The 25,747-nt window shown below is 61.8% G+C and carries 26 protein-coding genes; 13 read left to right on the top strand and 13 right to left on the bottom strand.

The annotated features are described in order from the left end of the window. Positions 1-197: 197 nt before the first annotated feature. Complete coding sequence (locus ACJ8IN_RS07520) at positions 198-998, top strand: alpha/beta fold hydrolase (RefSeq protein WP_077791438.1); 801 nt, start codon at positions 198-200, stop codon at positions 996-998. 28 nt (positions 999-1,026) lie between these two features. Here the strand turns inward: ACJ8IN_RS07520 and ACJ8IN_RS07515 are convergent, their stop codons facing one another. From ACJ8IN_RS07515 to ACJ8IN_RS07495, 5 genes are all read right to left on the bottom strand, one after another. Continuing rightward, entirely contained in the window at positions 1,027-1,752 is a 726-nt protein-coding gene (locus ACJ8IN_RS07515; RefSeq protein WP_308326138.1) for a substrate-binding domain-containing protein, read from the bottom strand. Further along, a complete protein-coding gene (locus ACJ8IN_RS07510) occupies positions 1,745-2,524 on the bottom strand; it encodes an ABC transporter ATP-binding protein (protein ID WP_308325533.1) in 780 nt (259 codons plus the stop codon). The genes ACJ8IN_RS07515 and ACJ8IN_RS07510 overlap by 8 nt, the downstream gene beginning before the upstream one ends. Beyond that, on the bottom strand, positions 2,517-3,518 hold the full coding sequence (locus tag ACJ8IN_RS07505) for a FecCD family ABC transporter permease (protein ID WP_047568744.1): 1,002 nt from the start codon (positions 3,516-3,518) through the stop codon (positions 2,517-2,519). Before ACJ8IN_RS07505 ends, ACJ8IN_RS07510 begins: the two co-directional genes overlap by 8 nt. Then, a complete protein-coding gene (locus ACJ8IN_RS07500) occupies positions 3,515-4,564 on the bottom strand; it encodes an ABC transporter substrate-binding protein (RefSeq protein WP_041033993.1) in 1,050 nt (349 codons plus the stop codon). Before ACJ8IN_RS07500 ends, ACJ8IN_RS07505 begins: the two co-directional genes overlap by 4 nt. 186 nt (positions 4,565-4,750) lie before the next feature. Then, positions 4,751-5,143 (bottom strand): hypothetical protein, encoded by a 393-nt coding sequence (locus ACJ8IN_RS07495; protein WP_038879962.1) that lies wholly within the window; start codon positions 5,141-5,143, stop codon positions 4,751-4,753. A gap of 380 nt (positions 5,144-5,523) precedes the next feature. Here ACJ8IN_RS07495 and ACJ8IN_RS07490 point away from each other — a divergent pair, with 380 nt between their 5' ends. Next, positions 5,524-5,988: a hypothetical protein gene (locus ACJ8IN_RS07490; protein WP_308325532.1), complete on the top strand. Its 465-nt coding sequence runs from the start codon at positions 5,524-5,526 to the stop codon at positions 5,986-5,988. On the opposite strand, the gene ACJ8IN_RS07485 is transcribed toward ACJ8IN_RS07490, so the two are convergent. From ACJ8IN_RS07485 to ACJ8IN_RS07475, 3 genes are all read right to left on the bottom strand, one after another. Continuing rightward, a complete protein-coding gene (locus ACJ8IN_RS07485) occupies positions 5,985-6,908 on the bottom strand; it encodes a DUF7916 family protein (RefSeq protein WP_041033990.1) in 924 nt (307 codons plus the stop codon). The two genes, ACJ8IN_RS07490 and ACJ8IN_RS07485, sit on opposite strands and share 4 nt — an antisense overlap. Positions 6,909-6,983: 75 nt before the next feature. Then, positions 6,984-9,281, bottom strand: coding sequence for a beta-glucosidase BglX (bglX, locus tag ACJ8IN_RS07480; protein WP_308325531.1), 2,298 nt, complete (start codon positions 9,279-9,281; stop codon positions 6,984-6,986). Between the two features lie 112 nt (positions 9,282-9,393). Further along, positions 9,394-10,314 carry a LysR substrate-binding domain-containing protein gene (locus ACJ8IN_RS07475; RefSeq protein WP_033653469.1) on the bottom strand — a complete coding sequence of 307 codons (921 nt, stop codon included), beginning with the start codon at positions 10,312-10,314 and terminating at the stop codon, positions 9,394-9,396. A gap of 118 nt (positions 10,315-10,432) precedes the next feature. On the opposite strand from ACJ8IN_RS07475, the gene ACJ8IN_RS07470 reads away from it, so the two are divergent. Together ACJ8IN_RS07470 and ACJ8IN_RS07465 are read left to right on the top strand one after the other, a co-directional pair. After that, the gene (locus ACJ8IN_RS07470; RefSeq protein WP_060429712.1) at positions 10,433-11,587 is read left to right on the top strand and encodes a methionine aminotransferase; all 1,155 of its coding nucleotides are present in this window, start codon (positions 10,433-10,435) and stop codon (positions 11,585-11,587) included. Positions 11,588-11,621: 34 nt separating this feature from the next. Then, the gene (locus ACJ8IN_RS07465) at positions 11,622-12,401 is read left to right on the top strand and encodes an ABC transporter substrate-binding protein (protein WP_033647048.1); all 780 of its coding nucleotides are present in this window, start codon (positions 11,622-11,624) and stop codon (positions 12,399-12,401) included. 34 nt (positions 12,402-12,435) lie between these two features. Here ACJ8IN_RS07465 and ddlA read toward each other — a convergent pair whose 3' ends face one another. Then, a complete protein-coding gene (gene ddlA / locus ACJ8IN_RS07460) occupies positions 12,436-13,539 on the bottom strand; it encodes a D-alanine--D-alanine ligase (protein WP_308325529.1) in 1,104 nt (367 codons plus the stop codon). Between the two features lie 168 nt (positions 13,540-13,707). Here ddlA and ACJ8IN_RS07455 point away from each other — a divergent pair, with 168 nt between their 5' ends. The 5 genes from ACJ8IN_RS07455 to ACJ8IN_RS07435 all read left to right on the top strand — a co-directional run bounded on the left by ACJ8IN_RS07455 (position 13,708) and on the right by ACJ8IN_RS07435 (position 18,711). Next, a complete protein-coding gene (locus ACJ8IN_RS07455) occupies positions 13,708-13,911 on the top strand; it encodes a ParD-like family protein (protein WP_006324220.1) in 204 nt (67 codons plus the stop codon). Next, positions 13,908-14,702, top strand: coding sequence for a type I methionyl aminopeptidase (gene map / locus ACJ8IN_RS07450; protein WP_047568762.1), 795 nt, complete (start codon positions 13,908-13,910; stop codon positions 14,700-14,702). Before ACJ8IN_RS07455 ends, map begins: the two co-directional genes overlap by 4 nt. Positions 14,703-14,827: 125 nt before the next feature. Next, a complete protein-coding gene (dld, locus tag ACJ8IN_RS07445; protein WP_060421295.1) occupies positions 14,828-16,534 on the top strand; it encodes a D-lactate dehydrogenase in 1,707 nt (568 codons plus the stop codon). A gap of 222 nt (positions 16,535-16,756) precedes the next feature. Continuing rightward, a complete protein-coding gene (locus ACJ8IN_RS07440; RefSeq protein WP_033647052.1) occupies positions 16,757-17,182 on the top strand; it encodes a PAS domain-containing protein in 426 nt (141 codons plus the stop codon). 5 nt (positions 17,183-17,187) lie between these two features. After that, positions 17,188-18,711 (top strand): flavodoxin domain-containing protein, encoded by a 1,524-nt coding sequence (locus tag ACJ8IN_RS07435; RefSeq protein WP_060428952.1) that lies wholly within the window; start codon positions 17,188-17,190, stop codon positions 18,709-18,711. Between the two features lie 13 nt (positions 18,712-18,724). Here the strand turns inward: ACJ8IN_RS07435 and ACJ8IN_RS07430 are convergent, their stop codons facing one another. The 3 genes from ACJ8IN_RS07430 to ACJ8IN_RS07420 are packed head-to-tail and all read right to left on the bottom strand — an operon-like array spanning position 18,725 to position 21,418. Further along, the gene (locus ACJ8IN_RS07430; protein WP_049195876.1) at positions 18,725-19,732 is read right to left on the bottom strand and encodes a FecCD family ABC transporter permease; all 1,008 of its coding nucleotides are present in this window, start codon (positions 19,730-19,732) and stop codon (positions 18,725-18,727) included. Then, a complete protein-coding gene (locus ACJ8IN_RS07425; protein ID WP_060428950.1) occupies positions 19,729-20,685 on the bottom strand; it encodes an ABC transporter substrate-binding protein in 957 nt (318 codons plus the stop codon). Before ACJ8IN_RS07425 ends, ACJ8IN_RS07430 begins: the two co-directional genes overlap by 4 nt. A 16-nt stretch (positions 20,686-20,701) precedes the next feature. Next, positions 20,702-21,418 (bottom strand): ABC transporter ATP-binding protein, encoded by a 717-nt coding sequence (locus ACJ8IN_RS07420; RefSeq protein WP_060420052.1) that lies wholly within the window; start codon positions 21,416-21,418, stop codon positions 20,702-20,704. 598 nt (positions 21,419-22,016) lie between these two features. Here ACJ8IN_RS07420 and ACJ8IN_RS07415 point away from each other — a divergent pair. After that, entirely contained in the window at positions 22,017-22,868 is an 852-nt protein-coding gene (locus tag ACJ8IN_RS07415; protein ID WP_103772545.1) for a DMT family transporter, read from the top strand. 57 nt (positions 22,869-22,925) lie between these two features. On the opposite strand, the gene ACJ8IN_RS07410 is transcribed toward ACJ8IN_RS07415, so the two are convergent. After that, positions 22,926-23,516, bottom strand: coding sequence for a Yip1 family protein (locus ACJ8IN_RS07410; RefSeq protein WP_033637547.1), 591 nt, complete (start codon positions 23,514-23,516; stop codon positions 22,926-22,928). A 205-nt stretch (positions 23,517-23,721) separates the two neighbouring features. Between ACJ8IN_RS07410 and ACJ8IN_RS07405 the strand changes: the two genes are divergently transcribed. From ACJ8IN_RS07405 to ACJ8IN_RS07395, 3 genes are all read left to right on the top strand, one after another. Further along, positions 23,722-24,189 (top strand): acyltransferase, encoded by a 468-nt coding sequence (locus tag ACJ8IN_RS07405; protein ID WP_103772546.1) that lies wholly within the window; start codon positions 23,722-23,724, stop codon positions 24,187-24,189. Continuing rightward, on the top strand, positions 24,189-24,731 hold the full coding sequence (locus tag ACJ8IN_RS07400) for a GNAT family N-acetyltransferase (RefSeq protein WP_041033982.1): 543 nt from the start codon (positions 24,189-24,191) through the stop codon (positions 24,729-24,731). Before ACJ8IN_RS07405 ends, ACJ8IN_RS07400 begins: the two co-directional genes overlap by 1 nt. Before the next feature lie 104 nt (positions 24,732-24,835). Then, positions 24,836-25,687: a DUF1460 domain-containing protein gene (locus ACJ8IN_RS07395; RefSeq protein ID WP_033647064.1), complete on the top strand. Its 852-nt coding sequence runs from the start codon at positions 24,836-24,838 to the stop codon at positions 25,685-25,687. Positions 25,688-25,747 lie beyond the last annotated feature (60 nt).

The following is a 25,747-nucleotide window of genomic DNA, read 5'->3' as shown; positions in this document are numbered from 1 at the left end:
CAGCATAAACCAAGGCGCTTATCGTCACCAGAATATTATCATTAGCATTACCTTTCATTGACGTCTTGTTATCAAGGAAAATTAAAAATAAGGATTTGCCTGAGTAATTTAAGGTAAATTAATACCGCAGTTCGAATATGAGTGTGATATAAGCAGCCGGACTCTCTTTATATTAAGGAACCGATAAGATGCCAACGATGGGCAACTCCCTGCATTATCTCGACGTAGGCTCAGGCTTTCCGTTGCTGCTGGGCCACAGCTATCTGTTCGATCTGAACATGTGGGCGCCGCAGTTTGAAGCGCTGGCGAAACGCTATCGCCTGATCGTGCCGGATCTCTGGGGCCACGGCGACTCACCGGCGCTGCCGACCGGGCGAAACAGCCTGTCGGATATCGCCGCCGATCATTTGGCGCTGATGGATCGCTTGGATATTGAAGAGTTCGGCATCGTTGGCCTGTCCGTCGGCGGCATGTGGGGCGCCGAACTGGCGGCGCTGGCGCCGGAACGGGTCAAGGTGCTGGCGCTGATGGACAGCTATCTGGGCGACGAAACGCCGGAGGCGCGGCAGCGTTATATGGGCATGCTGGCCGCCGTGGAGCAAGCCGGCGCCATCACTTCGCCGCTGCTGGAACATGTCGCGTCGCTGTTTTATTCCGATGACGTCCCCGACGCCTTATTGCAATCGCTGTTGTGTCAGCTCCAGAGCCTGCCCGCCGATCGCCTGCGCGAGAGCATCGTACCGCTGGGCCGGATGATCTTCGGTCGCCCCGACAAGCTGGCGCTGCTGGAAAACATCACCGCCGCCAGCATCGTCATCACCGGCGCCCAGGATAAGCCACGCCCGCCGGCGGAAGGCCAGCGCATGGCGGATCTTCTCGGCTGTCAACATGTGCTGATCCCCAACGCCGGGCATATCAGCAACAAGGAAAACCCGACGGCGGTCAACGAAACCCTGCTGGCGTTTCTGGCTGAAAACACCACCCCGCTGTTCTGGTAACATTCTCCGGGCCGCCAGGCCCGGCGAGTCATTCCGCGCGCCGCATAAACCCGTGTCGGCTCAGGATTTCCTGCCCCTGTTTGCTCAAGATAAATGCGGCTAACCGCTGCGCGCCGTCATCCAACAGGCATAAACCGTAATCCGCCTCGATGCCCAGCGGCGGCGCCAACGGCCGCACCGCCAACGTCGGGTAGGCGGCTAAGGCCGGAGCATAGCTGGCGTAGCCGAGAAAAATATCCGCCTGCCCGCCGGCGATCAGATATTCCGCTGCCAATCGGCCCGCCGGCACCGGGGCAGAATCCCTGCCGCCAACCAACGGCAGCGCCCGGCGGCGCAACGCTTCCCCTTGCCCCGGCCAGTATTGCTCACAGCGTTCGAAAAGCTGCAGCGCATAATCGCCGGAAGGATCTGCCTCCGGTGTCGAGGTAGCAAGGCGCCAGTGGGGATCGAACAGCACCTGCGGCAGCGGACGTTCGGTTAATGCCGGCACGTTGCGTACCGTCACACAGAGCCGATTGCGCGCAAAAATCTGCACCGCCCCCGCTATCCCAAGATCCGCCAACCTTTGCGGGTGCGCCACGTTGGCCGAGGCGAACAGCTGTGGCCGCTCGCCATTCTCTATCCGCTGGCGCAACAACCCCGCCGGGCCGAATTCCGCCGTGACTTTTTGCCCGGCGCGCCGCTGAAAAGCCGACAGCAGCGGCGCAAACGCCAGCCGCAGGCTGCCGGCGGCAAACAGCAGGATATCATTCATCATGTCGCTCCAGTTGGCTGCGATACAGCGGCACCAGCGTCGCGTAACGGCGGCCCGCCACCGTCAGCGGCACCCGTTCGATCGCCAGCTCGAACAGGGGTGACAGGGATTGCGCCGTTAACACCTCGCGGCAGGCACCGAGCCGGCTGCGCCCTTCCTTGCCCAACAGCAAAGCCCGATCGGCCACCGCGTGAGCATGATTGGGTTGATGCGTAGAGAACACCACCGCCAACTGCTGCTCCCGCGCCAGGCTCGCCATCAGGCTCAACACCCGATCCTGATAATGCAGATCCAGCGCCGAAGTCGGTTCATCCAGGATCAACACCTCGCAGCGCATCGCCAACGCGCGGGCGATCATCACTAATTGACGTTGACCGCCGGATAGGCTGCCAAACTCGCGCTCTGCCAGGTGCTGCAAATCCAACGACTGCAACGCTTCTCTCGCCAGCCGATGATCCTCGGCTGACGGTGAACGAAACAGGCCGACATGGCGCGCCCGCCCCATCAATACGATATCCAGCACCCGGTAGGCGAACGGCGGCGCAAAGTGTTGCGGGACAAAGCCCATCTCACCGCGGCGCTCAATCTCGCCGGATTGCGGCGTCAGCCTGCCTAACAGCAGCTGCAGCAGCGTGCTCTTGCCACGCCCATTCGGGCCCAATACCGCCAGCACTTCGCCGCGCCGCAGCTGAATGTCCAGATGCTGGAACAGCGGTGCCCCGCCCGGCCAGGCGAACCTCACGCCCCTGGCGGCCAATAGGGTGTCAGTCATGCCAGCCTCTCACTTGCGCGCGGCGCAGCAGCAGCGCGAACAGCGGCGCGCCAATCAGCGCGGTCAGAATGCCCAGCGGGATTTCGCTGCTGCTCAGCGTGCGCGCCAAATCGTCGATCACCAACATGTACAGGGCCCCCAGGCAAAGTGAAGCCGGCAACAGGCGCCGGTGATCCGGCCCCACCAGCCGCCTCGCCACGTGCGGGATCACCAAGCCGACCCAACCGATGCTGCCGCTGACCGCCACCTGGGCGGCCACGATGGCGGCGCACAGCGTCAAAATCAGCCAGCGGGTGCGCTCAACGTTAATGCCCAATGCACCGGCATCCTCATCACCCAACGACAGCAGATTGATGCGCCAGCGCAGCGCCAACAGCAAGCCGCCGGCCAACAGCAAAGGCACAAACAGCATCAGCAGCTTTTGCCGATCGGCGGTGGCAAAGCTGCCGAGCAGCCAAAACACGATGCTCGGCAGTTTCTCTTCGGTATCCGCCAGATATTGCATCAGGCTGACGCAGGCTGAGAAGAAGCCGCTGAGGATCACCCCCGCCAGTACCAAAGAGAGAATATTGCGCCGCGCAATGGCGCTGGTGAGAGTGAAAATCAGCAGCAGCGCCGCCATGCCGAAAACAAAAGCCGACAGCAGCAGCGCCGCCAACGGCAGGCTGAGCAGGATAGCCAGCGTGCCGCCAAAGGCCGCGCCGGACGACACGCCGACGATATGCGGGTCGACCAGCGGGTTACGAAAGACGCCTTGCAAAGCCGCGCCGCACAGAGCCAGCGCCGCGCCGGCGCCCATCGCCAACAGCACTCGCGGCACGCGCACACCCAGGATCACCTGGCGTTGGATAGCATCGATGCCGGCATAATGCTGCCCGGTGAACGGCTCCAGCAAAATCATCAGGCTGTGCGTCATCGGCACCTGAAAGCGGCCAACGCCGAGCGAAAACAGCGCGCAGCACAGCGTCAACAACGCCAGCCAGCCCAGCCTCATTGCCCGCTCTGGCAGCAGGTGGCGCGGTAATAACGTTGATAGTAAGCGTCGACCCGCTGCTGCAGATTAATATCGGCAAAACGCTGCGGGTAAAGTTTTTTCGCCATCCACAACTCGCCCAACGCCATCGCTTCCGGCATCGGATACCCCCAGGCCTTGGCATACTCCGGCATCAGGTAGACCCGCTTATTCTTCACCGCGTCGATCGGCTGCCACTGCGGTGACGTCAGGATCTGTTTCACCACGTCCGGGTAGCGCTCCTGCACGAAAATCACTGCCGGATCCCACTTCAGGACATCCTCGATAGAAACCTGTTTAAACCCCTGAATGTCCTTCGCCGCCACGTTGAGCGCACCGGCGTGCCGCATCATCAACCCGGTATACTTGCCGGCGCCGTAGGTGGTGAGATCGGGGTTGGCCATATACACCCGTACCCGCTGATTTTCCGGCAGATCGCGCAGCCGTTCGGCGACCAACGCGCGCTGCTGAATGACGTCCTTAATCAACGCTTCGGCCTGAGGCTGACGCGACATCACTTCGCCGATCAGGCGAATGCCGTCCTGCAGCCCCAGCGTATAGGCCCGATCCTCATCGCTCAGCTGCGGATTCATTTTACCCGCCTGATCGGCCGCCTCGCGGCGCAGCGAGATAGCCACCACCGGAATGCCCACTCGTTCGATCTGCGCAATCATCTCCGGCGGCGCATAGTTGGCCACGAACACCACCTGCGGATGCAGGCCTAGCAGGCTCTCGATATTCACCGAAGTCAGATCGCCCGGCATCGGCAGGGTTGCCAACGTCGGCGCCAGCCGCAGGTAGTTTGGCCCCAGCTGCTTTTTCCAACTGCTGAGCACGCCGACCACCTGAGGCATCGCATCAAGCTGCACCAACAGGTTCAACGTCTGGTGTTGCAGCACCACCGCGCGGGTGATGCGATCGGGCAGCGTGACCTGGCGATTGAGCTGATCGGTGACCTGGCGATCCGCCTGGGCGGCGGTGGAAAACAAAACAAGCGCCAACAGCAGGCGCGGGAGAAAGTTAAACATGGCAGTGACCGATTGGTTATCGTTGTATAGAAAATAATATAGCGATGTGCATGGCGAAACAATCCGCGGGATCAAACCGGATGCGGGTACTCGGGCGGTAAAACGAGGCGTGAATGCGATCCTGGAAGCGGATCCGCCGGTGTGGCGACGGATCCCATCGGCCCTGTAAGGGCGCGTGAAGAAGACTTATTGACCGATAGACGTCAGCCCCTGGCGGATCCCTTCGTCAGCCTGCTGGCACCATGCCTGCAGCCCCTGCGGCGCTTCTTTTTCCAACGCGACCACTTTGCCGTCGTCGTTCAGCACATTGCCTTCTCGGCCCATCGCTTCGCGCTTGTCGCCGTCGCGGGTGTCGACGCCGCCGGGAATAGCCGCCACGTAGGCCACCATTTTCTTGGCGTTGTCGATGCTGTCGGCTTTCAGGAAGCCTTTATCGACGCAGTAAGACATCAACCCGGCGGTATTGCGCGTGATGTCATAGACGTTTTTCAATGCGGCAGGATCCATCCCTTCAGCGTTAGCGGTGTTGAACAGGCCCAGAGTCGCGGCAATCATGCCGGTCAGAATGCTTTTTTTCATTGTTAACTCGTTTTAATAATGAATTATTTAATTTTTAATCATTCACAAATAGAGTGTGAATATCGGTACGGTATAACGGCGGCCTAGATTAACACAACCCTAATGTATTAATAGCGGTGATTAAGTTAAGCCTCAATAAAATAAAAACGCATGCTGGGGTAATAATCTCCGCCCGCTGTCATTTTTTCACGTTCGGTATTGGCCGCACTCAATTCATAGTAAAAATAATCTCACCCAGGAATTATTTACAAAATAAGCGTTGGCCTGCGGTCAATGGTGCGCCCCTCTTTGCCAAAACCACCGGCGTGGCATAGCCTGTTAAGACGCGTCATGCCTTAGTGGGAGGGGATTCACATGAACCATGCCGTCCGGCCGCCGCAATGCGACGAAAAACCCTTCTCGATATCACGATGAATTTATATCTCTCTCCGGCGGTACTTATCGCGCATCGCCTGGGCATCTTTGAGTTTATTGCTCTGCCCCCCCCCCCCCCGCAACCTGACCGATATATGCGCTCTGGCCAATGTGGAAAGACGCCCGGCGGAAACGTTGATCATGGCGCTATTGGCATTGAAATTGATCGCCAGAGACGGCGAAACATTTCATCTTACGCCGGAAGCGGAACCCTTTTTGTTAAAAAAACCGCATTATTTCGGTTATTTCTGGAACTTGGTCAGCAGCCTTTGGCCGCCGCGGGATACGGCCTGATGATGATGGGATGGACGCAGGGCCGCCAATACTCCGGCAGGGAAATCGGCGACCAGCTGCGCGACGTCGGGCCTGCTCAAGTGCTGCCGTCGCTCGGCTATTTCAGCATCGTGACGGCGCAAAAACCCCGGGCTTAGCGGTTCACCGAGCGCGCCATGCGGCTGTAGGTGTGGCGCACGCCGCGAATCGCCACGCTGTAAGCGAAGATGTTTTCCGGCAGCGCCAGCCCCAGATAGCCGGTATCGCCGATATGGTGCAGGTCCGCCCCGGCCATTTTGCTCATCAGCGCAATCTGCCGCACGGTCTGCACGTCGGCCCCCTCTTGCGAGGTGCCGATCGCCGTCATTGCCAGCGCGCCCTGCCGCTGCGCATAAGCGATCAGCGCCGCCACTTTCTCCTGCGACATGCCGGGAATGGTGCCGGGCGCCGGCAACAGCACGATGTCCGCGCCGTTCTCCACGAACAGCGCGATGTCCTGCTCGCCGATCAGCTGGCTGCCGCTTTCGCGCACGATACCTGCCCCGTGCATCTTGCCGGTCACCAGCACCATCTCGTCGCCCACCTCATCACGGATCGCTTTCAGCGCGGCGGCGATCGCCTGATTGCTGACGCCGTTGTTCGGGTTGCCGGTCAGCACCAGCATGCGCGCGCCGAGTTGATACAGCTTGCGCGCATTCTCGGCGGTGGCGGCACGCCCCGCCGTCATCTGCCAGAAATCGTTATGTTCGGTGGCGAAGGCCGGATCGACCGCCTCCAGGTTCACCCCGATCACCCGCCCGGTCAGGCGCTGCAGCGTGCGCAGCGCCTCCTGCGGCGGCACGTCGGCGGGCAGCCCCGCGATGTGCGGCTGGTCGACGTCGAACAGGTTCAGCAGCAGCAGGTCGGCGCCCTGGCTGGCCGCCAGCTCGGCGTTGGTGACGTTATTGAGCAGTGGCTGAGTGACCGCGATGGTTTCGCTGACCAAGATGCGCCCTTCGCTGGCGCGGATGGCATAGAGCAGATCGGCTTTGCCGATATCGGCCAGATCGCTGGCGCTGCAGTCCAGATAGCGTTTCATGAGGCAAGCTCCGATGACGTTAGCGGGAATGAATAGATGCCCCCTCGCTCAGCGCGGCGAACGAGGGGGACAGGGTTACTTCAGCGTAAAGCTTTGCGCCTGCACGTTGTCGGAGTCCAGGCCGACGAACACGTTGAATTTGCCCGGCTCCGCCCCCCATTTCAGGCTGGCGTTGTAGAACTTCAGATCGTCTTCGCTAATCGGCAGCTCAACCTGCTGCGACTGGCCGGCCTTCAGCGTCACTTTCTTGAAGTTGCGCAGCTCTTTCACCGGCCGGCTGACCGAGGCGGTCACGTCCTGCAGATACAGCTGCACCACCGTGGCGCCGTCGTACTTGCCGGTATTTTTCAGCGTGACGCTGGCGGTTAGCTTGCCGTTGCGCGCCATCGTCGGGCTGGACAATGTCAGGTCCGACAGGCTGAAAGTGGTGTAGCTCAGGCCGTAACCGAACGGATACAGCGGGCCGTTCGGCGAATCGAAGTAGCGCGAGGTGTACTTGCCCGGATTCTCCTTGCCGAACGGGCGGCCGGTGTTCAGGTGGTTGTAGTACATCGGGATCTGGCCGACCGAGCGCGGGAAGGTCATCGGCAGCTTGCCCGACGGGTTGTAGTCGCCGAACAGCACGTCCGCCACCGCGTTGCCGCCCTCGGTGCCGCTGTACCAGGTTTCCAGCATCGCGTCCGCCTGCTCGCTCTCCCAGCTCAGCGCCAGCGGCCGGCCGTTCATCAGCACCAGCACCAGCGGCTTGCCGGTGGCTTTCAGCGCGGCGATCAGATCGCGCTGGCTCTGCGGGATCGTGATGTCGGCGCGGCTGGAGGCCTCATGCGCCATGCCCTGCGATTCCCCCACCACCGCCACCACCACGTCGGCCTTGTTCGCCGCCTGTACCGCTTCGTCGATCATCTGCTGCGGCGAACGGGTATCGAACGCCACCGCCGGCTCATACTCGTTCAGGTAGTCGATAATGCCCTTATCCTGCGTGACGTTGGCGCCCTTGGCGTAAAGAATGCGCGCCTTGTCGCCCACCGCCCGCTCCAGCCCTTCGCGCAGGGTCACCGACTGCTTGACCACCCCGGCGGCGGACCAGCTGCCCATCACGTCGCGCTGGCTGTCGGCCATCGGCCCGACCAGCGCGATGGTCGCCTGTTTGCTCAGCGGCAGCGTCTGCTTATCGTTCTTCAGCAGCACCATCGTTTTGCGTGCCACCACCCGCGCCTCGGCGCGGTGCAGGCGGCTTTCGGCGTTGGTGTCCTGCGGATCGGCCCCCGCCGGCCCCAGATGCACATACGGATCGGTGAACAGCCCCATGTCGTACTTGGTGTTCAGCACGTCGCGGCAGGCGCGGTCGATATCGCTTTCAGCCACCAGCCCGTCTTTCACCAGGCCCGGCAGGTATTTGTCGTAGAACTCGTCGCTCATGCTCATGTCGACGCCGGAGGTGATCGCCAGCCGCACCGCGTCGCGCGCGTCGGCGGCCACGCCGTGTTTAATCAGTTCTTTAATTGCGCCGTGGTCGCTGATGGTGATGCCTTTAAAGCCCCACTGGTCGCGCAGCAGATCTTTCAGCAGCCACGGGTTGGCGGTGGCCGGCACGCCGTTGATCGCGTTGAGCGACACCATCACCCCGCCGCTGCCGGCATCCACCGCCGCTTTATAAGGCGGCAAATAGTCCTGATGCATGCGCAGCGGGCTCATGTCGACGGTGTTGTAATCGCGGCCGCCTTCGACGGCGCCGTACAGCGCAAAGTGCTTGACGCTGGCCATCACCGAACCGGGTTTGGCCGGGTCGCCGTTCTGGAAACCGTCGACCATCACCTTGGCGATTTTCGACACCAGCCAGGTGTCTTCGCCGAAGCCTTCGGAGACCCGCCCCCAGCGCGGATCGCGGGTGATATCGACCATCGGCGCAAAGGTCATGTTCAGGCCGTCGTCGCTGGCCTCCTGCGCCGCCACCCGGGCGCTGAGCGCGATGGCTTCCAGATCGAAGCTGGCCGCCAGCCCCAGGCTGATCGGGAACACGGTGCGCTGACCGTGCACCACGTCATAAGCGAAGAACAACGGGATTTTGAGGCGGCTGAGCTGCATCGCCTGATCCTGCATCACCCGGATATCCGGCCGGGTAACGGTATTGAAGATGGCGCCGATCTGCCCTTTGCGGATGCCCTCGCGGATCGCTTCTTTCGGGTTATCCGGCCCGACGCTGATCAGCCGCAGCTGGCCGATCTTCTCTTCCAGCGTCATCTGTTTCATCAAATTGGACACGAAGGCGTCGCGCTGCTGGGCGTGCATGCCCTGCGTTATCGGCGTTTCCTGCGCAAAAGCCGGGCTGAGGGCCAGACTGGACAACATACTCACCACACAAAGCCATTTCATCTTGTTTTATCTCAGGCGTGTTTCCGCCGCCAACGCCGCGGAGTTTAATCGGAGTGAAGAAACAGTTTGCCACACTCTGTTTCATCGCCAAGGTAATTCGCATCGTTAATGTTTACAAAGCATTACAGGTTATCGGCAGGTAATTCTGCAGCCGGGCGCGGCTGTCGGCGGCCTCCGCCGTCAGGAAATCGATAAACTGCGCCAGCGCCGGCGATGGCGCCCCGCGTTCAGGATAGACCAAATAATAGGCCGCGCCGCTGCTGACGCAGAGCGGGAACGGCGTGACGATACGCCGCGCCTGAATATCCTCCTCCAGCAGGCACAGATCGCCGATGGCGATGCCAAACCCTTGCAGTGCGGCGCTCATCGCCAGATCGAGGGTATCGAAATGCTGAGCCTTGCCGGACGGCAGCGCATCGGCCCCCGCCGCCTTCAGCCAGCGCAGCCAGTCGCGCCGATCGCGCGTCGGGTGCAGCAGGGTTTTGTCCGTCAAGTCCGCCAGCCGGGGCGTTGGCGGCAGGAACGTCGGCGTGCAGACCGGCGTGAGGATTTCGTCGAACAGCAGGTGCGCGCTCAGCTTTTTGCCCGGCGGCCGGCCGAATACCACCGCGGCGTCAAATTGCTCGGTGCTGAAATCCAGACCGTGCGACACCGAAGCGGTCAGCTCAATATGCATGTCCGGCCGTTCATTCTGCAGGCGAATGATGCGCGGCAGCACCCAGCGCATGGCGCAGGTCGGGCATTTGATGCGCAGCGCCCCCGGCGGGGCGGCGGCCCGCGTCAGCGCCTCGTCCAACTGCCCCAGCGCCTGCTGCACCGGCGCCAACAGCTGCGCGCCCTGCGGCGTCAGCGCCAGACCGCGCGCCTGGCGGCTGAACAGCGGATAGCCCAGGCGCTGTTCCAGCCCGAGGATTTGCCGGCTGACCGCCCCCTGCGTCAGGTGCAGCTGCCGGGCGGCATGGGTAAAGTTGAGGCGTTGCGCCACCACCACGAAGGTTTTCAACACGTCGAGCGACGGCAGGGATATCGGCATAGCGGGCCTCGATTAGGTATGATCGTAGTGCATGGCAAGTATGACAAACTTTCCCTTGTCCGCCTACGCCGGCTGATGCTTAATCGCTCAACACTTCCCTGTTTGCCTGGAGCCCATCATGCAGAGCGCCTGCTCATCCCGCTCGAAGCTGCCGGACGTCGGCACCACCATTTTCACCGTCATTGGCCAACTCAGCGCCGAACATCAGGCCCTCAATCTGTCACAGGGCGCGCCCAACTTCGCCGGTGACCCGCAGCTGATCGAGGCGACGGCGCAAGCCATGCGCGCAGGTCATAACCAATACGCGCCGATGAGCGGCGTGGCGGCGTTACGTGCTGCTCTGGCGGAAAAAGCTGAACGATTGTATGGCGCGCGCTATGACGCCGACGAAGAAATCACGGTGATCGCCAGCGCCAGCGAAGGGTTGTACTCGGCGATTAGCGCGCTGGTGCATCCCGGCGACGAGGTGATCTATTTCGAACCGGCGTTCGACAGCTATGCGCCGATCGTGCGCCTGCAGGGCGCCACGCCGGTGGCGATCAAGCTGTCGTTGCAGGATTTTCGCGTCGACTGGGACGAAGTGGCCGCCGCCATCAACGGCAAAACGCGCATGATCATCGTCAACACGCCGCACAACCCGACCGGCGCGGTGTTTGACGCGCACGACATCGAACGTCTGACCGCCCTGACCCGCGACACCGACATCGTGATCCTGTCCGACGAGGTCTACGAGCACGTGGTGTTCGACGGCGATATTCACCACAGCATGGCGCGCTACCCGCAGCTGGCGGAACGCAGCGTGATCGTGTCGTCGTTCGGTAAAACCTACCACGTCACCGGCTGGCGCGTCGGCTACTGTCTGGCGCCGGCGGCGCTGATGGACGAGATCCGCAAGGTGCACCAGTTTATGGTGTTCTCCGCCGATACGCCGATGCAGCACGCCTTCGCCGCCGCGCTCGCCAACCCGCAGAGCTACCTGGGGCTGGCGGCGTTTTATCAACAAAAGCGCGATCTGCTGGCCAGCGCCCTGCAGGATTCGCGCTTTGAGCTGCTGCCCAGCCGCGGCAGCTTCTTCATGCTGGCCCGCTTTAGCGGCTTCAGTCACGAAAGCGACAATGATTTCGCCGTGCGCTTGATCCGCGAAGCGAAGGTGGCGACGATCCCGCTGTCGGCGTTCTACAGTGACGGCACCGATACCGGCATTATCCGGCTGAGTTTTTCCAAAGATAACGAGACCCTGCTGGAAGGCGCGCGCCGCCTGAGCCAGGCGTGATTTTTTGTCTAACCATGGGAAAGGGGCACTGCCTATGAAAGCATTGAAAACGCTGTTCGCCGCCGGATGCCTGCTGGCCGCCGGCGCTTCGCTGGCGGCGGAAAACAGCCTGCGCTTCGGCCTGGAAGCGCTGTATCCGCCGTTCGAATCCAAATCCGCCAGCGGCAAACTGGAAGGGTTCGACATCGAACTGGGCGACGCGGTATGCGCCGCCGCGCAGTTGCAATGCAGCTGGGTGGAAACCTCGTTCGACAGCCTGATCCCGGCGCTGCAGGCGCGCAAGTTCGACGCCATCAACTCGGCGATGAACGTGACCGAACAGCGGCGTCAGGCGATCGCCTTCACCGACGCCATCTATCAGGTGCCGAACCGCCTGATCGCCAAAGCCGGCAGCGGCCTGCTGCCGGACGCCAAATCGCTGGCGGGCAAACACGTGGGCGTGCTGCAAGGATCGATTCAGGAGATTTACGCCAAAACCCATTGGGCGCCGGCGGGCGTGGACGTGGTGTCTTATCAGGATCAGAATCAGGTTTACCTCGATCTGGCGGCCGGTCGGCTCGACGCCACGCTGGTGATGGCGCCGTCGGGGCAAAGCGGCTTCCTGTCGCAGCCGGACGGCAAAGGCTTCGCCTTCGTCGGCGAGGCGGTGCGCGACGACAAAATCCTCGGTGAAGGTATCGCCTTCGGCCTGCGTAAAGGGGATGAGGCGCTGAAGAAAAAACTGGATGCCGCCATCGCCAAAGTGAAACAGCAAGGCACGGTGACGGCGCTGTCGAAGAAGTATTTCGGCGATATCGATGTGACGGTGAAGTGAGAGACGGGGGCGGCACCGCCGCCCCCTCCCGCGTTTAGCGATCGAACACCGAACTGTTCAGCGCGCGATCCTGCTGGTGGCGCTCCAGCGCCAATTCGATCAGGCGCGTGATCAGCGCCTGATAGCTGACGCCGCTGGCGGCCCACAGCTTGGGATACATGCTGATATTGGTGAAGCCCGGCAGCGTGTTGATTTCGTTGATCACCACCTGGTTGTCCGGCGTCAGGAACACATCCACCCGCGCCAGGCCGAAGCACTCCAGCGCGCGGAACGCCTTCAGCGCCACCTCGCGGATGTGGTCACTCACTTCCGGCGCGATCGCCGCCGGCACCACCACCTGAGCGCCCTGCTCATTGATGTATTTGGTGTCGTAAGCATAGAAGGCGTCGCTCAGCACGATCTCGCCGCACACGCTGGCCTGCGGATCGTCGTTGCCCAGCACCGCGCACTCGATCTCGCGGCCGACGATCGCCGACTCCACCAGCACCTTGTGATCGAAGCTGAAGGCCAGCGATACCGCCGCGTCGAACTCGGCGCGGTTTTCCACCTTGCTGACCCCGACCGACGAGCCCTGGTTGGCCGGCTTGACGAACAGCGGCAGGCCGAGGCGCTCGCTCAGTTTCTCAAACGTGAATCCGGCGCGGTTGGCGCGGGTCAGGGTGACGAACGGCGCCACCGCCAGCCCGGCATCGCGCAGCAGGCGCTTGGTCACGTCTTTATCCATGCTGACCGCCGAGCCGAGCACGCCGGCGCCGACGAACGGCATATTGGCCATGCGCAGCAGCCCCTGCAGCGAGCCGTCCTCCCCCAGCGTGCCGTGCACGATCGGGAAGATGACGTCGAGTTGGCCCAACGCGCCGGCGCTGCCCGCTTCGATCAGCTGCTGTTTTTCCTGGCCCGGGATCAGCGCCACGTTCTTGTTCGAGCGGTTCAGCGCGATCAGCGCCGGGTTCTCGGCGTTGAGCAGGTAGTTGGAGGCGTCGTTGATGTGCCACTGCCCCTGTTTGTCGATCCCCAGCAGCGTGACGTCAAACTTCTCTTTGTCGATTGCATCCACAATGTTTTTGGCCGACTGCAGCGACACCTCATGCTCCGCCGATTTACCGCCAAAAATCACCCCAACACGTAGTTTAGTCACGCCTTAAATCCTTCTGAAAAATCATGGCAAAAAAGTCGTTTATCACAATAAACGCATTGCCTGGCGGCGGCAATCGTTGTTGCCAGAATCTTCTTACGCCACAGAATGCCACATCGCGACCATCCTAAACGTATACACTTCGTATATCGTTCACTTAGGGAGACGCCGATGGGCATCGTAAAAATTTCAGACGCGCTGCATGACGATCTGCGCCTCGCCAGCCTGACCATGACGCGTTCGATCAACGCGCAGGCCGAGTACTGGATCAAGATCGGCATGCTGGCGGAGTTCCATCCGGAACTGACCTACCCGCAGCTGGTAAAAAAAATGATGAAAGATAACGCGCTGACGCTGAAGGAGATTGTCGGGTGAAACAGATTGTGATTAAAACGCCGGAAGAGATTGCCAAAATGCGCCATTCCGGCGCCCTGCTGGCGAAAGTGTTTGCTATGCTCGATGAGGTCATCGTCGAAGGCATCTCCACCATGGAGATCAACGACCGCGCCGAGGCGTTTATCGTCGAAGAGCTGAAGTCGCGCCCGGCCAGCAAGGGGCAGTATGATTTCCCTTATGTGCTCAACACCTCAATCGACGACGTGGTGTGCCACGGGGTGCCGTCGGCCAGCAAAATCCTGCGTTCCGGCATGATCGTCAACGTGGACATCACGCTGGAAAACGGCGGCTACATCGCCGACTCCAGCAAAATGTACTGCATCGGCCAGGTGACGCCGCTGGCCAAACGGCTGGTGAACAACGTCTATGAATCGATGTGGCAGGGCATTCGCGCGGTGAAACCGGGCGCCACCCTCGGCGATATCGGCCATGCCGTCCAGCGGCACGCCGAGCAGGCCGGCTACAGCATCGTGCGGGAATATTGCGGCCACGGCATCGGCCGCGATATGCATGAAGAGCCGGCGGTGCTGCACTACGGTCAACCCGGCAGCGGTCTGGTTCTGCAGGAAGGCATGGTGTTCACCATCGAGCCGATGATCAACCAGGGCGACCGCCGCATCAAGCAGAAGAAAGACGGCTGGACGGTGGTGACGCGCGACAAAAAACTGTCGGCGCAGTGGGAGCACACCGTGGCGGTCACCGCCGACGGCGTGGAGATCCTGACGCTGCGCGACGAAGAGCGCCGGGCCGGCTACGCCGAGCGCTACTAAACCCACAAGCTATTAGCTCGGCAAGCTGATAGCTTAATAAGTTATTTAATTGATAACCTCTTAGCTTATATGCGGCACTCCGGCGCCGCGGTTAAAGCGACGGGGATGACAGGGAGACAGGCAGCATGCAGTCAGGCAATCAGGCGTTTATCAATCAGCTCAAGGACATCGTCGGCGGCCCGCAGTTGTTGACCGGCGATCGCAACACCGAGCGGTATCGCAAGGGGTTCCGCTCCGGCGAAGGCCAGGCGCTGGCGGTGGTGTTTCCCACCCGCCTGCTGCAGCTGTGGCGCATTTTGCAGGCCTGCGTGGCCGCCGACAAAATCGTCATCATGCAGGCCGCCAATACCGGCCTGACCGAAGGATCGACCCCCAGCGGCAACGACTATGATCGCGACATCGTCATCGTCAGCACCCTGCGCCTCGACCATATTCAGGTGCTGGACAACGGCAAGCAGGTGGTCGGCTTCCCCGGCAGCACCCTGCACCACCTCGAGAAATTGCTCAAACCCTACGGCCGCGAACCACATTCGGTGATCGGTTCCTCCTGTATCGGTGCCTCGGTGATCGGCGGCGTGTGCAACAACTCCGGCGGCTCGCTGGTGAAACGCGGCCCGGCCTATACCGAAATGGCGCTGTACGCCCAGCTAGGAGAAGACGGCCAGCTGCGCCTGGTGAACCATCTGGGCATCCGCCTTGGCGACACGCCGGAGGAGATCCTCACCCGGCTGGAAAAAGGCGACTATCGCCCGACCGACGTCGAATACGGCGAGCTGCGCGCCTCGGATAACGAGTACGCCAGCCGGGTGCGCGACGTCGATGCCGACACTCCTTCCCGCTTCAACGCCGACAAACGCCGCCTGTTCGAGGCGTCCGGCTGCGCCGGCAAGCTGGCGGTGTTCGCGGTGCGGCTCGACACCTTCGAGAAAGAAGGCCAAGAGCAGGTGTTCTATATCGGCACCAACGACACCGCGGTGCTGACCGAACTGCGCCGCCACATGCTGAGCCAGTTCGACAACCTGCCGGTGGCCGGTGAGTACATGCACCGCGATATCTTCGACATCGCCGAGGTCTACGGCAAAGACACCTTCATGATGATCGACAAGCTCGGCACCGATCAGATGCCGCGCTTCTTCACCCTGAAAGGCCGCATGGACGCCAGCCTCAACAAGCTGCCGCTGCTGCCGCACAACCTGACCGATCGGCTGATGCAGGGCCTGAGCCATCTGGCGCCGAACCACCTGCCGAAGCGCATGAAGGACTACCGCGAACGTTTCGAACATCACCTGCTGCTGAAGATGGCCGGCCCCGGCGTAGACGAAGCGCAGCGCTACCTGACCGAGTACTTCGCCCAGGCCGAAGGTGCTTTCTTCGCCTGCACGCCTGACGAAGGCAAAAAGGCCTTCCTGCACCGCTTCGCCGCCGCCGGCGCCGCCGTGCGCTACCATGCGGTGCACGCCGACAAGGTGGAGGATATTCTGGCGCTGGATATCGCCCTGCGCCGCAACGACACCGACTGGTTCGAAACCCTGCCGCCGGAGATCGACAGCCAGCTGGTGCACAAGCTGTATTACGGCCACTTTATGTGCCACGTCTTCCATCAGGACTACGTGGTGAAAAAAGGCGTCGACAGCCACGCGCTGAAAGAAAAGATGCTCGAGATCCTCAACCGGCGCGGCGCCGAGTACCCGGCGGAGCATAACGTCGGCCACCTGTATCACGCCAAACCGGATCTGCAGGCGTTCTACCGCGCCGCCGATCCGACCAACAGCTTCAACCCCGGCATCGGCAAAACCAGTAAACGCAAAGGCTGGGCCGAAGGCCCCCGCTAAGACCGCCCGATTGGCCCGCCGCCGCACCCGGCGCGGGCCTACTCTCCCCTGCCTGCCTCATCGTGATCTTTCTGCGCCCTTAAAGATGTATTTATATTGCAACTTATAAATTTCCCGATTACCATTCATCGCAAATGAGAATCAATTACAAAACTGTCATAACGGATACATGGCATCCGCCGTGGCAATCACCGCGAAGTTGTTAATGAGAAGGAACCTACCATGAGTCAGACCCTCGATTCCGCCCAGCTGTTAGCCGCGCTCGATAAAGTGATGGTGATCTCCACCACCGATCTGCAGGGCACCATCACCTACGTCAACGATCTGTTTTGCCAACTGACCGGCTTTTCCCGGGAAGAGCTGGTGGGCCAGCCCCACAGCATCGTGCGCCACCCTTCCGTGCCGAAAGCGGTTTACAAAGCGATGTGGGACACTATCAAGGCGGGCGGCATCTGGACCGGCATCATTCCGAACGTCGGCAAAGGCGGCGTGCTGTACGTAGTCGACACCACGGTGCAACCGCTGTATGACGCCCAGGGCAATATCGCTGCCTATATCAGCATCCGCCGCGTGATCAACGATCTGATGACCGACTTCGAATCGGTGGAATTCGCCAAAGAACAGTTCGACAACCACTACGACAAGTAACCGCCATGGCCGACCTTATCGAACGCATCCTGATTGGTTACGGTTCGGAGTCGGGCAACGCCCGGGCGCTGGCGATGCGCCTGGGCGAGCAAAGCAGCCTGCAACCCTACCGCCCCGTCGTGAAAGAACTCAACGCCATCCAGCCCGCCGATGTGGGCGAGCGTGACGCCCTACTGATCGTCTCGAGCTCATTTGGCGACGGCGAACCGCCCGCCAACGCCGAGCGTTTTTCCGACGCGCTGGCGCAATGGCCTGACCGCCACCGGTTGCGCTACGCCATCTTCGGCCTCGGCGACACCGCGTACCCGCATTTCTGCGGCTTCACGCAGGCGCTGGATGCACGCCTGACGCAATACGGCGCCCACGCCATCGTCAATCGCGTCGACGCCGACGTTAACTTCGAACCGTTCTTCGCAACCTGGCTGACGACGCTGGATAAGGTGCTGGCCGGCGATGCCCAGGCCGGCCGCGATTTACATCTGCGCGTAACCGCCTACGGTGAAGACCATGCGTTCAGCGCCGCCCTCCTCGAACGGCGGCCGCTCAGCGCACGCACGCCGCAGGCCTGGCACCTACGGCTGAATATCGCCGGCAGCGGCATCGTTTACCGGGCGGGAGATACCGTCTATCTGTTGCCGGAGAACGACGAAGGATTATTGACCCGGCTGGCAGACTGGCTCGGCAGGCCGGAGGCCGCCGACGCGCTGCGCCGCCGGGAGCTGCGCCAGCTCAGCAAAACGACGCTGCGCGAACTGGCGCAGTTGGCCGACAGCGAAGAACTCAAAGGCTTGCTCAAGATCCGCCAGCGCAAAGCCCTGGAGAGTTATCTGTACGGCGCCGATCTGCTGGACGTGCTGCACGATTTTTGCCCGCCGCAGACGGTCACGCTGGAGAACCTGCTGACGCTGCTGCCCGTTTGCCTGCCGCGCGCCTACTCCATCGCTTCGGCAACGCGGGAAGAGAGCCTCGATCTGTGCGTGCGCGACGTGCATTATGAACGCGGCGGCCGCACCCGGCGCGGCACGGCGACCGGCTGGCTGCTCAGCCAACCCGGCCCTTTCCGCCTCTTCTGCCGCGCCAACCCCGGCTTTTACCTGCCGCGCGATACCACCGTACCGGTGCTGCTTATCGGTACCGGTACCGGCATCGCACCGTTGATTGGCTTACTGCGCGAAATGGCCGCCCAGGGCGAACGGCGTGAAACCGTGCTGATCTTCGGTGAGAAAAGGCGCGATGAAGACTTCCTGTATGGCGAGGAGTTGGTCACGCTGAACGCGGCGGGCGTACTCACGCGGCTCATCACGGCATTTTCGCGCGACACCACCGACAAGTATTACGTGCAACACGCCATCGACGATCACGCCGATGTCGTCAGCGGCCTGCTGCGGCGGGGCGCGCATGTCTACCTGTGCGGCAATCGTCAGTATCTGGAACATGCCGTGGCGACGGCGCTGGAGCAAGCCCACGGGGCGGAAAACCTGTGGCAGACGCTGATTGAGCAGCAGCGCCTGCATCTGGAGCTCTATTGAGACAGGGCGGCGTTCACCGCTCCGCGCGCAGCAGCAAGGACACGATGAACGCGCCCCCCAGCCCCGCCGTAATGATGCCGATGGGCAGCTCCTGATTGGGGATCAGGCTGCGGCTGAGCATGTCACCGCCGGTCAGCAGCATCGCCCCCAGCATGCCGCACATCGGCACGGACAATCGGTGGCGCACGCCCACCAGGCGCCGGGCCAGATAAGGCACCATCAGCCCGACAAAGCCGATCACGCCCGTCAGCGAAACGAGAAACGCCGTGGACAGTGCGCAGCACAGAAAGGTCTCGGTGCGCAGCCGCGCCACGTTGACCCCCATCGAATGGGCGGTTTGCTCGCCCGCCAGCAGCGCGTCCAGCGCCCGCCAACGCAGCGCCGTAAACCCGGCCAGCAGCACGAAACTCGCCAGCGGAATGAACAGATTATCCCAACGCGCCAGCCCCAGCCCGCCGAGCGACCAGAACAACACCGAACCGGCCGCCCGCTGATCGCCGGAAAACACCAGGTAGCTGGTGAGCGCGCTAAACAAAAATGAGACCGCCAGGCCACAGACGATCAGCTGCTCGGCGCGCCTGACCCGGCTGACGCGAAACAGGATCATCACCGCCATCGCGGACAGAATGCCGCCGACGAAAGCGGACAGCGGCAACGTCAGTACGCCCAGCGCATCACCGAAGCGCGTGATGACCAGCACCGCGCCGGCGGAGGCACCAGAAGAGAGCCCAAACAAAAAAGGATCGGCCAGCTCATTACGGGTGGTGGTCTGCAGTAGCGCGCCGGTCATCGCCAGTCCGGCGCCGGTTAACGCCGCCAACAAAGCCCTGGGCACCCGCAGCTGCACGACGATGGTGTCCAGCATGCCGGAAAGCGGCGCCGAACCGAGCCCTAACGCCGCAAACGCCTGCCGCCATGACAGCGCGACGCTGCCCAGCTGCAGGCTCCAGATCATTAGCCCGCACAATACCGACAGCGCCAGCGGTGCGAGCAGCATAAAGCGCCGGGTCGGCGAGTTCATTCAGCCTCCGGCGCGTACAGCGCCCGCGCCAGCTTTTCCACTGCGCCGATGTTGGCCGGCCCCGGCGTCAGCTCCGCATACTGCAGTTTCAGATAGCGGTGGTGCCGTACGGCAGGCGTCAATTTCATCAACGGGTGAGACTCGAGGAAGCGCCGCAGCGCATCGGCGCCCGATCCGGTCTGGTAATCCAGCAGAATAATGAAATCGGGCTCGGCCGCCGCTACCGCCTCCCAGGACGCCGTCGTCCAGCTCGCCGGCAAACCGTCCATCACGTTGCGGCCGCCCGCCGCTTCGACGATCGCCGTCGGCATAGCGTATTTGCCGCTGGTGAAAGGCTTCTCCTCCCCCGAGTCATAGACGAACACCTTGAGCGGCGCCTGGCCCGCCGGCCTGGCGGGAAGCGCAGCCAACCGGCGCTGCCAGCCCTCAACCAGCGCGGTGGCCTCTTGCTGCTTGCCGAAAATCTTGCCGAGCTTCAGCTCATCGTCATACAGCAGGTTCATATCGGCCTTCTGCGGCCGCCCGCCGGCCTGTACGCAGCTCTCGCTCAGCACCAGCGTTTTGATGCCGAACGGGGCGAGCTTCTCCGGCGTGACGTCGCCGCCGATCTTCATGCCGTAATTCCAGCCGGCGAAAAAGAAATCCGGCTGTGCCGCCAGCAGCGTTTCCAAAGCGGGATATTTCGGCGCCAGCTCGGGAATGGCGCCCATCGCGGCCTTGAAGTCGGGCGTCAGTTTGTACCAGCCGGTGATGCCGGTAAGCCCGACAATGCGATCCTGCAGATGCAGTGCAAAGGCCATCTCGGCCATGTTGATGTCGTTGATGACGGCGCGCTGCGGCGCCTGGTTGAAGGTGACCGGCACACCGCAGCTTTCTACGGTGACGGGAAAATGTTCGGCCGCCGCCGACCTGGCGGCCAGCAGCAGAAGCAGGATGAATACGCGTGCGTTCATGTTTCTCTCTGGTTGATCAAGCGCAATGGGGAACGTCAAAAATGCGCAGCGTTTTCCCGCTGACGGGATGCGCCACCTTGAAACTGTTCATGCCGAACACCGGCAAAATCACCGGAGTTTGCAACACCGCCTCGGGCGTACCACAGGCCACCTGACGGCTTTCGTTGAGCACCAGGATCCGATCGGCAAACGCCTCTGCCACGGGCAGATCGTGCAAGACCGCAATCACGGCGATGTCTTTATTTTTCACTAACGACAGCAGCGCCGAGCGCCCGGGCGGATCGAGGTGATTGGTCGGTTCATCCAGCAACAACAGATCGGGAGACTGCGCCAACGCCCTAGCCAGCGCGGCACGCTGGCGCTGGCCGCCCGAGAGCCGCCCCAACGGGTGGTGCCTGAGCGGCACCAACCCGGTTTCCCCGATGGCTTCGTCAACGATGCGCTTTCCCGTCGCAGAACATGCGCCATGCGGCAAACGGCCCAACGCCACGTAGTCCTCAACCGACAGCCGCAAATCCGGCGAATCGTTTTGCGCCAGAAAGGCGATGCTTCTGGCGCGCTCCGCCGCCGGCCACGCGGACAAGGCGCGCCCTCGCCAGTAAATGCCGCCGCTGTCCGGCCGCGTTTCACCGATCAGGGCACGCAACAGGCTGGACTTGCCGCTGCCGTTAGGGCCGATCACCGCCAGCTTCTCACCGGCGCGCAGTGCGAAATGGATGTTGTCGAGTATCAATGCCCCGCCGTGGCCGGTCAGGCTAATCCCATCAACATGGAGGATGTCGTGAACTGAATTCATTATGCGTAAATTGTTATATTATAACATATCAATATTTTTACCACGATTACGCGCCTTCTGCAAAAGCGAATCGCAATGTCTTTTGTCGCACGCATTGCGTGAACCGAGGCAAGAGCAAGCCGCGCCCTCTGCGTCAAAACTGCGCGGCCAAAGCAACATAGCATACCTCCCAATAAATGATAATGATTTTCATTATCACTTAAGCCACTGCGATTTCCGATTGCACGTCCCGCTGAACTTAGTTATGTTTGAGCGATTAGTTTCATTCCCAGTTTTCAGGAACTCACATGGCCTACCTGGCGCACAGCACAGATCCGACAAACGCGACCGTTCCGGCCGCCGTTTTGCTGTGTGCTTCTTCCGCTCCACCCGCCGTTTCCTCTGTCGTTTCAGCGGTTGCCGCTTACCCGCCACGCATTGTGGTCGTGCGCTAAGCCAAACCGACTTTTTACCTCCGGCTTATTGATCTGTTGCGTTCAGGCGTAGACCGCCGCGCACGCCGGAGCCTGTAATTTTCACGACAGGTGAAATTGACATGCGATTACCTTCTCTCTGGGCCAATGCCGGCCTGGCTACGCTGTTCGTCCTGCTTTGGAGCAGCGGCGCGATTTTCTCCCGTTGGGGGCTGGAGCACGCCTCCGCCTTCGCTTTTCTGTTCTTCCGCTGCGCCATCGCGCTGGCGGTGCTGTTGGCCATCGGCCTGTGGCAGCGCCAGTGCCTGCCCGCCCCCGGCACCCGCCGGCGCGTCGCGCTGATTGGCGTGCTGATGATCGGCAGCTATCAAATCTGCTATCTGCTGGCGTTGGAACAGGGTATTACGCCCGGCGTGCTGGCCACGTTGCTTGGCGTACAGCCGATCCTCACCCAGTTCATCACCGAACGGCGCTGCACCGGGCTGCGGGCGCTCGGCCTGGCGCTGGCGATGGCCGGGCTGACGCTGGTGGTGTATCAAAGCCTGATGGTGGCTCACTTCTCGCTGAGCGGCATGCTGTTCGCCTTTATCGCGCTGGGCTGCATGACCGCCGGCACCCTGCTGCAAAAGGGCATGACGCAGCCGCCGCTGGCGGTCTTGCCGCTGCAGTATGCCGTCGGGTTGCTGATGTGTACGCTGGCGCTGCCGTTTGAGCCGCTGCGGGTCGAGTGGCGGCCAGAGTTCGTGCTGCCGCTGCTGTGGATGGCGGTGGTGATCTCGGTGCTTGCGACCTTCTTGCTGTATCGCCTGATCCAGCGCGGCAACCTGGTGCAGGTCACCAGCCTGTTCTATCTGATCCCGGCGGTGACCGCCCTGCTGGACTACCAGCTGCTCGGCCACGCGCTGGCGGCGCTGAGCCTGCTGGGCATGGCGGGCATCGTGCTCGGCGTGATGCTGGTTTTCCGCCGCGTATAAAAGCAAAAGCCCCCGCGCCGTTCCACCGGCGCGGGGGCGACAACAACAACCGTTAACTCAGAATAACCAGGAACCGTACCCCCACAGCAGCACCGTCACCCCAAGCAGCAGCTCGAGCAACAGAATGCCGATGGCGAAGGTCGAGCTGGAGAAGATGAACCCTTCCTTACTGTCGATATTCAGGAAGTGCGGGATCCCCAGATTCAGCAGATAGCCCGAATAGCACAGGCCGATAATGCCGACAAACAGACACAGCCAGACGACCGGATAGAGCGCCACAATCCCGCTGAGGAACATCGGGGTCGCCACGTAGCCGGCGAACACCATGCAGCGGTGCAGGCTGGGGCGCGATTCATAGCGCCGCGCCATCCAGTGAATGACTTTCCCCATGGCCGCTACGCCCGCCAGCATCAGCAGGTAAAACGCCACGGCGGTATAAAGCGCGGTAAACATGTCGAGCCTGATGGCATGTCCCTCGCCGGAGAGCCAGCCCAGCTGGGTGGTGCCGATAAAAGCGCAGACCACCGGGATTGCTGCCAAGAGCAACACGTGATGGGTGTATAGGTGCGAGACGCTTTCATTCTCGTTTTTGATCTGTTCGAACTCGGCGCTGGGATGCGCCAGAAGTCCCCAAACATGACTGACCATGAGACACCTCCTATCTCGCCGTAGGCCGCGATCGGCGAACGAATTTCACACCTCCGACGGACTGCTACCCGTGCGAGGATTGCGGCCACGGGGCTCTCTCCCCTGTACTCATTATAGTCTTTCGGCGAAAAAACGTGCGGAAAGCGCAACGCCGCGGCGCTTTGTCTTATACTCCCACCATAAAAACCAGGCTGCGAGGAAAGCCATGTCATCCGTTATCACCCCCCGCCAGGCGGGGATCGTCGACGTCGACGCCGGGCGCAACGTCACCGTTATCGAGCCCTGCAATCTGTACGGCTGCCGGCTCGGCGACGATGTCTTCGTCGGCCCGTTCGTAGAGATCCAGCGCCACGTCAGCATCGGCGCGCGCAGTAAAATTCAGTCGCACAGCTTTATCTGCGAATACGTTACCCTCGGCGAAGCGTGCTTTGTCGGCCACGGCGTCACCTTCGCCAACGATCTGTTCAAAGACGGCGCGCCCAATGCCGATCCGGCCAGCTGGGGGCGCACGCGCGTCGGCGATCGGGTCTCCATCGGCTCCGGCGCCACCATCCTGGCGGTGGAGATCTGCAGCGACGCGGTGATCGGCGCCGGGGCGGTCGTGACCCGCGATATCACCCGCAAGGGGATTTATGCCGGCAACCCGGCGCGCCTGCTGCGAGAGCTGCCGTAATGACCGCGGCCATCCGCATTGCGGCCATTGAGGCGCTGCCCGATGATTACCTGACGCGCGGCGATTTCGGCTTTACCATCCGCTGTTACGCCCTGCCGCAGTTCGACACCCCGGTCGACAGCTGGCCAACCCGCCCGGTGGCGCCGTTTCGCAAACAGTATCCCCTGGCGCCGTTCGCCAACGAAGACAGCGCGACTTTCCTGGCGTATCGCCAGGACCAAGCCGTTGGCCACATCACGCTGAGCAAAAACTGGAACGGTTACACCCTGATCGACGAGATCGCGGTCAGCGCTCACGCGCGCCGTCAGGGCATCGCCGGGGCGCTGCTGGACTGCGCCAAACAGTGGGCGCGGCAGCAGGAAACCTCAGGTATGATGCTCGAAACGCAGAACAACAATCTGGCCGCCTGTCGCTGCTACCAGCATTACGGGTTTATTCTCGGCGGCATCGACCGTTTGCTGTACCGCGCCGAGCCGGAGATCGCCGATCACGAAATCGCGCTGTTCTGGTATTTGCCGTTCAATAGCGAAATCGGTTACTGATTTATCGGCCGCCATTGAGGCTATGTTTACTTTTTAACCCCTACCATCGGATGAGAACTGTTATCACTGACTCTGATAAGCCAGCGACACCCAGGGAGGGCCGTATGAACCAGAACAAGGTTGTTTTACTGATGTTAGCTATCGCCATGAGCGGATGCGCCGAGCGCCCCACCGCCGTCTCCCCCGCAACGCCGCCGACCGACGTCACCGTTTCGCCGCCGGCTGTGCAACCGCAGATGGACGCCAGCACCCGCAGCAAGCTGCATGAGATCCTCGCGCTGCGCGCCGGTTGGCCCGCCACGCAGCCGCATGGCCGCACCGTCGATTTGATTTCGCGCGAGTTTCTCGGCACGCCCTATCTCGCCAACCGCCTGATCGGTTCGCAGAGCACGCCCGAGCAGCTGGTGATCGACTTCCGCGGGCTGGATTGCTTCACCTACATCGATTATGTGGAAGCGCTCAGCACCGCCCGCAGCGAGGGCGAGTTCGTACAGCGTCTGGTAGACATTCGCTACGTCGACGGCAAAATCGCCTTCCCGCAGCGCAAACACTTCTTCACCGATTGGGCGCAGCGGCCGAAAAAAGTGGCTGAAGACATCACCGCGCGGCTCAGCCCGCACGCCGTCACCCTCGTGAAAACCCTCAACCGCAAAGCGGATGGCGGCAGCTACCTGCCCGGCTTGCCCGACGTACAACGCAGCGTGACCTATATCCCCAGCGACCGCATCGACGACAAGGTGCTGGCCCAGCTGCGCACCGGCGATTACATCGGCATTTACACCAACCTGGACGGGCTGGACGTGACCCACACCGGCATCTTCGTGATGACCGACAACGGCCCGGTGCTGCGCAACGCCTCATCGCGCAAGGCCAACATGCGGGTGGTCGATTCGCCCTTTATGGATTACGTGATGGCCACGCCGGGCATCGTGGTGCTGCGTTCGCTCAGCCGATAATCCCCCGCCGCATAACGGCTATAAGCTATAGCCGTTTATGCTGAGCGAGCGTTTGACTTC

Source organism: Serratia sp. CY31944 (assembly GCF_052169175.1).
GTDB classification, from domain to species: Bacteria; Pseudomonadota; Gammaproteobacteria; order Enterobacterales; family Enterobacteriaceae; genus Serratia; species Serratia sarumanii.
This window is presented reverse-complemented; position numbering and strand designations above follow the sequence as displayed.

Coding starts and splice junctions, on each gene's coding strand:
- ACJ8IN_RS07520 (WP_077791438.1), top strand. CDS start 198: ATGGGCAACTCCCTGCATTATCTCGACGTAGGCTCAGGCTTTCCGTTG.
- ACJ8IN_RS07515 (WP_308326138.1), bottom strand. CDS start 1,752: ATGAATGATATCCTGCTGTTTGCCGCCGGCAGCCTGCGGCTGGCGTTT.
- ACJ8IN_RS07510 (WP_308325533.1), bottom strand. CDS start 2,524: ATGACTGACACCCTATTGGCCGCCAGGGGCGTGAGGTTCGCCTGGCCG.
- ACJ8IN_RS07505 (WP_047568744.1), bottom strand. CDS start 3,518: ATGAGGCTGGGCTGGCTGGCGTTGTTGACGCTGTGCTGCGCGCTGTTT.
- ACJ8IN_RS07500 (WP_041033993.1), bottom strand. CDS start 4,564: ATGTTTAACTTTCTCCCGCGCCTGCTGTTGGCGCTTGTTTTGTTTTCC.
- ACJ8IN_RS07495 (WP_038879962.1), bottom strand. CDS start 5,143: ATGAAAAAAAGCATTCTGACCGGCATGATTGCCGCGACTCTGGGCCTG.
- ACJ8IN_RS07490 (WP_308325532.1), top strand. CDS start 5,524: ATGCGACGAAAAACCCTTCTCGATATCACGATGAATTTATATCTCTCT.
- ACJ8IN_RS07485 (WP_041033990.1), bottom strand. CDS start 6,908: ATGAAACGCTATCTGGACTGCAGCGCCAGCGATCTGGCCGATATCGGC.
- bglX (WP_308325531.1), bottom strand. CDS start 9,281: ATGAAATGGCTTTGTGTGGTGAGTATGTTGTCCAGTCTGGCCCTCAGC.
- ACJ8IN_RS07475 (WP_033653469.1), bottom strand. CDS start 10,314: ATGCCGATATCCCTGCCGTCGCTCGACGTGTTGAAAACCTTCGTGGTG.
- ACJ8IN_RS07470 (WP_060429712.1), top strand. CDS start 10,433: ATGCAGAGCGCCTGCTCATCCCGCTCGAAGCTGCCGGACGTCGGCACC.
- ACJ8IN_RS07465 (WP_033647048.1), top strand. CDS start 11,622: ATGAAAGCATTGAAAACGCTGTTCGCCGCCGGATGCCTGCTGGCCGCC.
- ACJ8IN_RS07455 (WP_006324220.1), top strand. CDS start 13,708: ATGGGCATCGTAAAAATTTCAGACGCGCTGCATGACGATCTGCGCCTC.
- dld (WP_060421295.1), top strand. CDS start 14,828: ATGCAGTCAGGCAATCAGGCGTTTATCAATCAGCTCAAGGACATCGTC.
- ACJ8IN_RS07440 (WP_033647052.1), top strand. CDS start 16,757: ATGAGTCAGACCCTCGATTCCGCCCAGCTGTTAGCCGCGCTCGATAAA.
- ACJ8IN_RS07435 (WP_060428952.1), top strand. CDS start 17,188: ATGGCCGACCTTATCGAACGCATCCTGATTGGTTACGGTTCGGAGTCG.
- ACJ8IN_RS07430 (WP_049195876.1), bottom strand. CDS start 19,732: ATGAACTCGCCGACCCGGCGCTTTATGCTGCTCGCACCGCTGGCGCTG.
- ACJ8IN_RS07425 (WP_060428950.1), bottom strand. CDS start 20,685: ATGAACGCACGCGTATTCATCCTGCTTCTGCTGCTGGCCGCCAGGTCG.
- ACJ8IN_RS07415 (WP_103772545.1), top strand. CDS start 22,017: ATGCGATTACCTTCTCTCTGGGCCAATGCCGGCCTGGCTACGCTGTTC.
- ACJ8IN_RS07410 (WP_033637547.1), bottom strand. CDS start 23,516: ATGGTCAGTCATGTTTGGGGACTTCTGGCGCATCCCAGCGCCGAGTTC.
- ACJ8IN_RS07405 (WP_103772546.1), top strand. CDS start 23,722: ATGTCATCCGTTATCACCCCCCGCCAGGCGGGGATCGTCGACGTCGAC.
- ACJ8IN_RS07400 (WP_041033982.1), top strand. CDS start 24,189: ATGACCGCGGCCATCCGCATTGCGGCCATTGAGGCGCTGCCCGATGAT.
- ACJ8IN_RS07395 (WP_033647064.1), top strand. CDS start 24,836: ATGAACCAGAACAAGGTTGTTTTACTGATGTTAGCTATCGCCATGAGC.